We start from the raw sequence: 9,847 nt of genomic DNA, 5'->3' as shown, positions 1-9,847 counted from the left end.
AAGTCAGCATAAGGACGGCGATCGCCACGACAAACTAAAATTCTATAATGACTCTGAATATCATTACCCATCATTGGCATTGGTTCACCTTTACGCAGTAAATCAATTTCAACTAAATTACTACGACTGGCTAATACTTGTTCGCGTTTCTCTTGATATGTCTGCCGTCCTTTACCCGGACGTTTATTTGTAGGAGATAAAATTTCAATAGTAGTAACTAATGCCTCTGTTCCTACTTCTCGTACTTCTAAATATCCTTCTCTAATAGAAACAGGCATAGGAATCTTTACTTTTATAGGTTCAGGCGTTGGTGCGGCTACTGCTACATTTGTATTTGTAGAATCATTTACAGTCTGCCGATTTTTCACAATCACATCAGGAATGCCAACAAGTAGTGAATTTTCATCAGTGGTTTCATACATCCGCACCTCTACAGCAACTCGATATTTAGGACGCAATTGGGGAGATAGAAACCTGGCAATTTCACTAATTAGCAAGTGATGTAATCCTGGAAATAATTCAGGATGTTCTAAATACGGGTTCATTCCAGGAAATATGGAAGGCATTGATTTAACTCCTATTTTCTTCTTTAACTAGTTCCGTGAGTTTAAGTCCCCCGGTTCAATAAAAAAGCAAGTTTTGTGTTGGGGTTAAATCCCCATTACAAAACTTAATTACGAATTACGTTAGCGTAGCGGTAGCGAGGAACGAGCGTCATTACGAATTACGAATTATTTAACGCAGTCCTTTCTCCCGTAACAATGCGTTTGCCCAAACTGCATTTTCTTCTGACAATTTGGACACTGGCTCTTTGCTGTAATCTATTACTAAGTCATAACTTGCGCGGTCATAAATGCCAGCTAATAAACTCTGCAAATCTACCAAAGGTTCACTATCACTAGTTCGCAAAGGTAAGGGAAATGAAGGAATTATATCTTGCAAATTAAAAGCATATAAATCAGATTGGGGACGATTTTCTGCCCGACTAACCAAAATCCGATAATCATTTTGCGTACCATCTCCAAAAACTAACATTGGTTCCCCAACACGCAATAAATCAATTTCCACCAAATGTGTTGAACTTCCCAATACTCGCTGCCGCTTAATTTCGTATGCGTTCCGTCCTTCTCCTGTACGTTTATTTTTAGGTGATAAAATTTCAATTACTGTTACTACTTCTTTTATTGCTACCTTTCGCACCTCTAAATATCTTTCCTTTACTATCTCAGGTACGGGAACAGTCACCGTTTTAGGTTGAACGGCAGGTGTAGCTACAGCTATATTCGGTATTTTAGGATTTATTGCTGTCTGTGAATTTTGTACTATTACATCAGGAATACCAACCAAGAGTTTATCATCGCCAGTAGTTTGATAAATTCGTTCTTCAATGGCGACAAAATATTTAGGACGTAATTGAGGGGAAAGATAATCTGCGATCGCTACTATTAGTCTCCCATGTACTCCTGGCCATAATTCAGAATCTTCTAAATACGGGTTCATTCCTGGAAATGGATAAGCCATAACAAATATCTCAAAACCAAAATTTTAAACATACAAGAATACTTCATGGGAGAACGGCTTTTGCTGACAATCAAAGAGATAGACTTTGGCAATCAACACTGTCCTAACGTATGTGACTACAACTATATACTTGCTTTTCTCACTCGTAAACCAGCTTTTGCGAGATTAAAACCAGCTTTTGCGACATTAAAACCAGCTTTTGCGAGATTAAAACCAGCTTTTGCGAGATTAAAACCAGCTTTTGCGACTTCAAAACCAGCTTTTGCGACTTCAAAACCAGCTTTTGCGAATTGCGAATTGGTTTCATCGGGCGGCTAGGGGAGATTTAGGTTTCAGGCTTGAGTGCGTAAGTCACGGGAGCATCCCAATTTTGCAAATTTATTTAAGATAATGAGTCGTCATTGCGAATGAAGCGAAGCGGAATGAAGCAATCAATCACCAAAGTACAGATGTTGCGATTGCTTTGCTTCACTACGTTACGCTCGCAATGACAAATCATGTTTTTACACATTTGGGATGCTCCCTAAGTCACAGCGTAACGCACGGCGATACAAAATACTACTTCATATCGTAGCCAAATAAATTCGGGTCAACGTCTCCTAACTGTAATTCTGCCAAACCATACTCCGCCCATCGTCTCTCTACCATCGCCGCCACATCTGGATCAGATTCCAAAGGCGAACCCCATTCATGGTCTGTTTCCGGCGGAATTTTTGTAGTCGCATCAATTCCCATACGTCCACCTAAGCCAATCTTCTCACTGGCAAAATCCAAGGTATCAAAAGGTGTATTCGGCAAAATAAAGACATCCCGCACTGGGTCAACTTTGGAACTAATCGCCCACACAACTTGACGCGGATCACGAATATTTATGTCTTTATCGACAACAATGACAAATTTAGTGTATGTAAATTGTGGTAAAGCACTCCAAAACGCTAAAGCTGCCCGTCGCGCTTGTCCCGGATATGCTTTATCTATGGAAATAATCGCCGCTTTGTAACTCAAAGCTTCCATTGGTAGGAAAAAATCAACAATTTCTGATACTTGTTGCCGCAGAATAGGCGTATAAATGCGATTTAGTGCGATCGCCATCATCGCTTCTTCTTTAGGTGGACGACCGCTAAATGTTGTTAAGTAAATCGGATTTTTCCGGTGCGTCATACACTCAAAGCGGATTAACGGCGAATCCTCTACACCGCCGTAATAACCCATGTGGTCACCAAAAGGCCCATCTGGTAAAACTTCTCCTGGTGTAATCGTCCCTTCCAAGACAAATTCGGAATCTGCGGGAACTTCCAAATCTACAGTTTTGCACTTCGCCAACTGCACACCTGAACCGCCGTAAAGTCCTGCAAACAGCCATTCTGATAAATCTACAGGGATGGGTGTGGCAGCTGCCATGATAATTAGAGGATCTACACCAAGTGCGATCGCAACTTCTAATTTTTTCCCACGTTCTGTCGCTTTTCGCAAATGCCTCGCCCCACCCCGCACCGATAACCAGTGAACCGTCATTGTATTGAGAGATTGTAGTTGCAAGCGATACACACCTACATTTGGAGTCCCCGTCTCACAGTCTTTGGTAATTACCAGTCCCAGCGTGATAATCTTGCCAGCATCACCAATATAAGGACGTATCAAAGGTAACTTATTTAAATCTAAATCATTACCTTGAAGCACAACTTGCTGACAAGCAGGGAAAAAATCTCGTCCTGGTTTCGCCTTCACCACATCAAACAGCACTTTCCCAAAATCTATCGCTTGGGAAATCTTCTTCGGTGGTTTTGGCTGTTGCAGCATACTTAGTTTTTTCCCCAAAGTTTCCAACTCCTCTGGATGCTGCATATTCATCGCCCAGCAAATCCTTTCCACAGTTCCCATCAAATTCACCGCCACCGGGAAGAAAGCGCCTTTGACGTTTTCAAACAACAACCCTGGCCCACCTTTTTGCAGCATCCGGTTGGAAATCTCAGCAATTTCTAAATCTGGGTCAACTAAAGCTGAAATCCGCCGTAATTGTCCTTTTTCTTCCAAAATTTTCATGAATCCCCGCAAGTCTCTTGCCATTGTTCTAATAAAGCTGATTATTTAAGAAGTGTGAAGCGCTTTCTTATATTATGGGGCATTGGGCATTGGGCATTGGGCATTGGGTATTGGGTATTGAGAAGAGATTTGTTGAATAATTCTCCCTTGTCTCCCTGTTCCTCTGCTTTCCATTTGGGGAATTGTGGTTTTAATTATAAATTAACCTATTTAGTAACTTTTCTTAACTGTGTTCTCCAAAGGATTTAGTTATTGTATCTAGGGATATGCAATTATTTTTTATAAATAAGCGCTAACCTAATCAAACATGGCCAGAATATACTATACCTTCCTGGCGGGCGGCTTTGTTATATGGCCCCTGCCGGGTTTATTTGTTAGAAGCTTGGACTGTGCTTTGCTTGTTGGTTTTTCTGAATTTTTGTGAGTTTACGTTAGCGTAGACCAACCCAGGCATCGCCGCCCCTACCAATATATATTTAACAGGTATTTTGTTAAATGGTATAAGGAATATTTTTTTAACTTGAGCAATGAATTTGATTAATTTTTAATACTATCAATAACTAATAATTTTTTGCAACATGATTAAACTAAGAATACTACGCCTAAAAGGTGTAAGATTTTCAAGTAATAATGTTGACTTTACCAGTGTCAATATCGTAACAAGCACCGACAATTTTTAGTTTCCCTTCACGGAGCAATTTAGCTAAAATTGTTGAGCTTTCCTGCAATTTTTCAGCCTGATATTGAATATTGGCTATAACTGCATTCTGCATATTATCACCCGTTCTTAACTTTATCGTTTCTACAGATGGTTTGATACCCTCAATAATCAAACCAATTCTGCCAGGAAGGGGTTCGTTTTTGATTGCTTCTGCTACTGCACCGCATCTTTTATGACCCAAAATTACAATCAACTGCGAACCTAAAACTGTTGTAGAATATTCCAGACTACCTATAACCGTGTCACTGACGACATTACCAGCAACTCGCACGACAAATAAATCTCCAAGTCCTTGATCGAAGACGATTTCCGCAGGGACTCTGGAATCTGCACAACCTAATATAGCGGCAAAGGGATACTGAGCTTTAGCAACTAATCGCAGATGTTCTAGTGATTGAGCGGGATATTTTCGTTTTTGTTGGATAAATCGTTGATTACCATCCAGTAAGCGTCTGATAGCTTCATTAGGACTAACTGGATTAGGGTTGTCTGGATGAATATCAGCAACAGCAGTTTGCTCTGTATTCCAAAAACTATCACCAAAAGCAGTAGCTGCAATACCTACTACACTGGCAAATTTTAAGAAATCACGTCGCCCTACAAATCCATTAATTCGACTCATCAATCTACCTGAAAACAACAAAGCTGTTCTCAGGAAGATATCAGACTTAAGCAGGATGCAAGAGTACCCTTTTACACGATTTAAGAGTCATTTAATCTTCAGATGACATCGTGATTTAGCACTTACAGCAGAATACAGAATACAGGAGTAAAACACGCTTGATACCTGGGTAACAGACTTAGCTTATGTACCTCACCTTCTTTGAAATCTGCTGTAAGTAGGTAAGCATAATTAAAGATGCAATAAAATCCGAGTTCGTAGTGAGCTATTCATCGCTCATAGCAAGTTTTCTCAGGACTAAAGTCCTTACTAAAAACCTTTAATAGCGATCGCTTTAGTATGTCAATACCTCCGCCAAAAATCTTTACAACATAATGATTCGGCTGTAGGAACGTACATCTGTACACCCCTATCTATCTATATATAGGACTCATATCTGATTTTTGAACAAGATTTCAGATAAAACCCTGAGAAAACGGGCTTTTCAGTCTCAGGATGTTTTCAGAAATCAAATCGGAGTCCTATATCATATCATGTCCGATAAATTACTTGTGATAAGTCAAAAGCGAGTGGAACGAAGTGAAACGAAGCAATCACAACGTCTGGAGCGATTGCTTCACTCCGTTCGCAATTGACTTGTGTTTAACCGGACGTGATATCAGGTATTTCGTGAAATGGTATTAGTCCATTTGTACTATGTGTTTTCTGTTTGATTTCTAGCCAGTTGTAGTGAAGCGGTGACGCTCGCTCTGCTTGTTGACTGCATCCACCCTTTTAGGGTAGTTAACAGAGCGGGCATCAACAACTGGCCATTGGGTGGGATTTTTGAGACGGGAATCGATCCCTTGTAGAACTTTCTCAATGTCCCAGTAACCCTGTTGATATCTCAATTAAAACTGCAACGCCAAAATTTTGGATGCCAAATTGCCGAAAGCACTCAATCAATTTTGATTGGGTAAACATAGGCGTTTTTATACCATGAGAAAACGCCCCAAGTTCGCTCTGGAGCGGCTTTGCAGGATTTGTTGTGACTCAGCAGTATATTAAAAACTGATGCAGAGCTTTATATATAGTAAGTTCAGTAAGCCTTACTGTTGAATCGGGGTTCTACCCAATCTAGTTAATTTGCATTTTGGTCATTTTTTCCTGAATGAATGTCCTGTTTTACCTTTTTACTCGCTGTAGATGTGATTAGAAACGCAAGGATTATTGGGGAGAATTCTTTGAGCATCGAAAACGACGGTCGCGGCAGTGGCAGGAATTGTTATAGCTTTTGTATTAGTTTATAGATAGCGTAGGCGCAGCCCGCCTTAGACATCGCTATCGCCTGGTGAAGTTTCCTTATTAAAGTGGTCTTATGTTGAATGGGGGCAAGAGTGAAAAATCCGGATTAATGTCTTTTACCTGCTCCCAGATATAGCTCACCCACTTTAGGATCATTCAACAGTTCTTGACCTGGGCCTGAGATAGCATCGCGTCCTGACTCCAGTACATAGCCGCGATTAGCCATTTCTAAAGCCTTACGGGCATTTTGTTCCACTAATATGATCGCAGTACCCGCCTGATTAATTTGTTTAATCTGCTCAAACACTTGTGTCACCAAAATCGGGGACAAAGCAGCAGATGGTTCATCCAAAATCAGCAAACTAGGTTCCAACATCAAAGCTTTGCCCATCGCTAGCATCTGGCGTTCTCCTCCAGAGAGAGTACCAGCGCGTTGACGACGGCGATCGCTTAGTCTGGGGAACATAGTAAATATTCTATCTTTAATTGGTTTCAGGGGAACGTTAAGCACAAAAGCACCCATCTCCAAGTTCTCTTCAACACTCAGGGAGGGGAAAACATTGGCGATTTGCGGTACATAGCACATTCCTCGTTGGACTATTTCATTGGACTTTAGCCCCACGAGATTTTCACCTTTAAAGGTAATTGTGCCTGTGTGAGGAATCAAAAGTCCAAAAATTGCTTTTGCTAAAGTAGATTTACCAGCACCATTGGGGCCAATCACAGTTACCAATTCACCTGGTGCAACGCGGAAATTTACACCTTGCAGGATATCTACATCTTTGATGTATCCAGCGTGGACATTTTGTAGTTCTAGCAGGGGAGCAGAATAACTTACTGAATCTGACATATAATCCGGTGAATAGCCGCAAGATATAGTTATTTCAACTCACGTTAGCTTAATTAGCATTACTTTCACACAAAATTTTCAACAAAAAGACATAGGCATTTTACCTATGTCTCTTTTGTATTACCAAAGATAACTCCATTTCAGCCAACAACATTACGTGATGTTAAGGCGATCGCTATTAGTAAGCGTTGTTAGACTTCTTTTTTGGCAGGGCTGAAACCCTTGTTTTTACGTAGGTTTCCGAAAGTTTGCGATTTACTGAATTTGAATATTTGAATTATGCAGCCTCTGTTTTTTTGTTACCTCGTACTGTAAAGTAGATTCCCATTAAAGATAAAGCAGCAAAACTGGCAATTGAACTAGAAGGTTCTGGAACCGAAATCGGTTTGTCTGAAACACTAATTTGACCGTTTGCTACCTCACCGTTGTCACCTACTTCCCCAATGTAAAGGTATATTGGACTTGTTGTAAAAACGGAACTTGTAAGATTAAATCCAGCTTTACCCCCATCACCAAGGCTGACGAATCCAAAAGCAGAGGAATCAGTCGTGGAATTGCCATCAAAATTTTGTAGCGTGGCAACTGAGTTGTCGATACTACCACCAGTAGTACCAAATAAAGCTGGATCGGCGGGAGTACGCTGAGTTCCTGGAGTGAAAATAGTTCCGGCTGGACTAAAATTGAACACGCTCAACCCTGATAAGCTATTAACGTCTGCGGCACTACTAATCAAGGTGTTACTGAGCTTGATTCCATCTAAATCAAAGCCGCTAAATTTGCCGCTAGAACCACCCAAGCCACTATTGCTGTCAGCAATCGAGATAGAATTGATGTCAAAACCAATGCTAGATAAATCTGCACGGTAAACGGCGGTACCTGCTGGAGTCCCACCAGTCAAGCCGGATAGCTTTGTGAAGGTTAGATCAAATGTTGCAGCTGTAGCACTTTGACTAGACATCAGACCCATTACTGCGGTAGCCAAACCAAATGTTAAAAATTTAAAAGTGACTGAAAAACTTACTTTTTTCATGAGTTTTGCATACCTCTGAATTATGATTCAGATATACAGTTATTTGAGGTAAATAACTAAAGAATGTTATAATCTTTACAGGAATTTCATCACAATTTTATATATTCGAGTGTAGAAAAATATGTGCCAATGCAGTGAATTTACATAAAAAAAGTATGATTATATTGTATAAATATCTATGCTCTGATGAATAAATAAGGGTATGGAGATGGAGGAGAAAGTTTTTCCATACCCGACGACAGTCTAACGAAAGGTTTTGACTGTAATATTACTAGGGAGTTTTTTGCAACTCCGGTCGTTCTTCTGCAAGAATTGCCCCTTCTACTGGGCAAACTTGGAGACATATACCACAGTCGATGCAAGTGGCAAAGTCAATCCAGTACCAATCAGTTCCCTTAGCATTTTTGCCTGGGCCATCATGAATACAAGCTACTGGACAGGCATCTACGCAGTCAGCGACGCCTTCACAGACTTCTGTAACAATCGTATGCGGCATGTTCTCGATTCCCTCTTTTCTGTATCGGCTATTTCTAGCCTAGCAGGGGAATGGGGCATGGGGCATTGGGCATGGGGCATGGGGCATTGAGCATTGGGCATGGGGAAAACACTTTCTTTATCCCCTTGTCTCCCTTGTCTCCCTTGTCCCCCACTCCCCACTCACTGTACGGGTTTAGCAATGCGCTTTACCCCTCCCCATTATTGAACACATTGCAACAGTTGTGCTTGAGGATAGTCTTTTCGTAGTTGCAACTGCCGTTGTCGCTGCGGGCGTCCGTAAGTCGATAACTGTTGTAATACTTTAGGCTCAGGTGGAGTTGACAACTGCTCCTCTCCTAGACTGCTGAACAAGACGACAGATTGTAATTGCAAACGACGTTGCTGGTGCTGCTGATAAAGTTGAGTGTAAGTCTGAACAACCTGCTGCCACTCTGTCGCTGGACAATAGCTGCGATCGATCAGTATTGTGATTGCCGGAATTGCAAAGAACCAACTGATCAGCACTCCGGTGATTAAAAACACTAACCAACTGAGTCCTAAAGTTTTGAGGAGTTGCGTGTTGAGGTTCATTGTTGTGATTTTTCTAAAATTACTGGATCAGAGATTAGTCTGAAACAAGTCTTTGAGCAGAACTTGTACTTTTTCGGGTGTGCCTTGGTAAACACTGCCTTCTCGAATCGCAGCGATCGCTTCTAATTCCTGCTGATTCACTTTACCGTAGGCAATGGGATATACTCTCACACGGCTGTGCTTAATCACATCCTTAATTTGTCCAAAATCAAGTCCGTTGGTTCGTTCTCCATCGGTGAGCAGTAGTAGATAAAATCGACCCTTGGGATCAGTTTTTTGTTTTTCCATCAGGTCTGCCAAACCAACGGCGAGTCCATCATAGAGAGCAGTTTCACCATCAGGTCGAAGTTGGTCAATGGCTGCAAATAATCGCTTTTGTTCTAATTCGTTGAAGGGAGCGAGGGTGATCCGGCGAGTGGGGCGATCGCTAAAGGTCACTAACCCAATCTGATTACCTCGGTTAATTTGTTGGCTGGCAAATCGTAACGCTTTCTGAACTGCTTGCAGACGGTTGTTTTGCTCCATTGAACCGCTGGTATCCACAATCAGTTCCATGTAAACGGTATGTCCACCATCTTTACGCTGTTTCCAAAATGACTGAGCGGCTTTGAGCACTTCACCAGATGGTAGGGGTGGAAATTGACTTCGCTGGAGATATTCTGTTTTTTCATAGCCCTGTTGTTGAGCCAATTGTTGCATTAGATCGGA

At 41.3% G+C, this 9,847-nt stretch carries 11 protein-coding genes; 1 reads left to right on the top strand and 10 read right to left on the bottom strand.

Annotation, left to right across the window (positions count from 1 at the left end; all coding sequences use genetic code 11):
* Positions 1–566, bottom strand: a 566-nt coding sequence (locus tag LC574_RS11340; RefSeq protein WP_229453617.1) for a DUF4058 family protein, incomplete at its 3' end; no start/stop codon positions are given.
* Positions 567–735: 169 nt separating this feature from the next.
* Positions 736–1,521 (bottom strand): DUF4058 family protein, encoded by a 786-nt coding sequence (locus LC574_RS11335; protein ID WP_229453616.1) that lies wholly within the window; start codon positions 1,519–1,521, stop codon positions 736–738.
* Positions 1,522–1,566: 45 nt separating this feature from the next.
* Here LC574_RS11335 and LC574_RS11330 point away from each other — a divergent pair, with 45 nt between their 5' ends.
* On the top strand, positions 1,567–1,839 hold the full coding sequence (locus LC574_RS11330) for a hypothetical protein (RefSeq protein ID WP_229453615.1): 273 nt from the start codon (positions 1,567–1,569) through the stop codon (positions 1,837–1,839).
* A 240-nt stretch (positions 1,840–2,079) separates the two neighbouring features.
* Here LC574_RS11330 and LC574_RS11325 read toward each other — a convergent pair whose 3' ends face one another.
* The 8 genes from LC574_RS11325 to LC574_RS11290 all read right to left on the bottom strand — a co-directional run.
* Positions 2,080–3,588, bottom strand: coding sequence for a UbiD family decarboxylase (locus LC574_RS11325; RefSeq protein ID WP_229453614.1), 1,509 nt, complete (start codon positions 3,586–3,588; stop codon positions 2,080–2,082).
* A 596-nt stretch (positions 3,589–4,184) separates the two neighbouring features.
* On the bottom strand, positions 4,185–4,907 hold the full coding sequence (locus LC574_RS11320) for a carbonic anhydrase (RefSeq protein ID WP_229453613.1): 723 nt from the start codon (positions 4,905–4,907) through the stop codon (positions 4,185–4,187).
* A gap of 1,390 nt (positions 4,908–6,297) precedes the next feature.
* Positions 6,298–7,041, bottom strand: coding sequence for an ABC transporter ATP-binding protein (locus tag LC574_RS11315; protein ID WP_229453612.1), 744 nt, complete (start codon positions 7,039–7,041; stop codon positions 6,298–6,300).
* Between the two features lie 277 nt (positions 7,042–7,318).
* Positions 7,319–8,071, bottom strand: a complete 753-nt coding sequence (locus LC574_RS11310; RefSeq protein WP_229453611.1) for a PEP-CTERM sorting domain-containing protein — start codon at positions 8,069–8,071, stop codon at positions 7,319–7,321.
* A gap of 271 nt (positions 8,072–8,342) precedes the next feature.
* Positions 8,343–8,567, bottom strand: coding sequence for a ferredoxin family protein (locus tag LC574_RS11305; RefSeq protein WP_012407913.1), 225 nt, complete (start codon positions 8,565–8,567; stop codon positions 8,343–8,345).
* Between the two features lie 34 nt (positions 8,568–8,601).
* The gene (locus LC574_RS11300; RefSeq protein WP_229453610.1) at positions 8,602–8,748 is read right to left on the bottom strand and encodes a histidine kinase; all 147 of its coding nucleotides are present in this window, start codon (positions 8,746–8,748) and stop codon (positions 8,602–8,604) included.
* Positions 8,749–8,767: 19 nt separating this feature from the next.
* Positions 8,768–9,139: a hypothetical protein gene (locus tag LC574_RS11295; protein WP_229453609.1), complete on the bottom strand. Its 372-nt coding sequence runs from the start codon at positions 9,137–9,139 to the stop codon at positions 8,768–8,770.
* A gap of 27 nt (positions 9,140–9,166) precedes the next feature.
* The coding region (locus LC574_RS11290) for a VWA domain-containing protein (protein ID WP_229453608.1) at positions 9,167–9,847 on the bottom strand (681 nt) is incomplete at its 5' end.

This window comes from Nostoc sp. CHAB 5715, from assembly GCF_020829685.1.
In the GTDB taxonomy this organism is placed as follows: domain Bacteria; phylum Cyanobacteriota; class Cyanobacteriia; order Cyanobacteriales; family Nostocaceae; genus Nostoc.
Note: the sequence above shows the minus strand (reverse complement) of the source record. Positions and strands in the feature narration are given on the sequence as shown.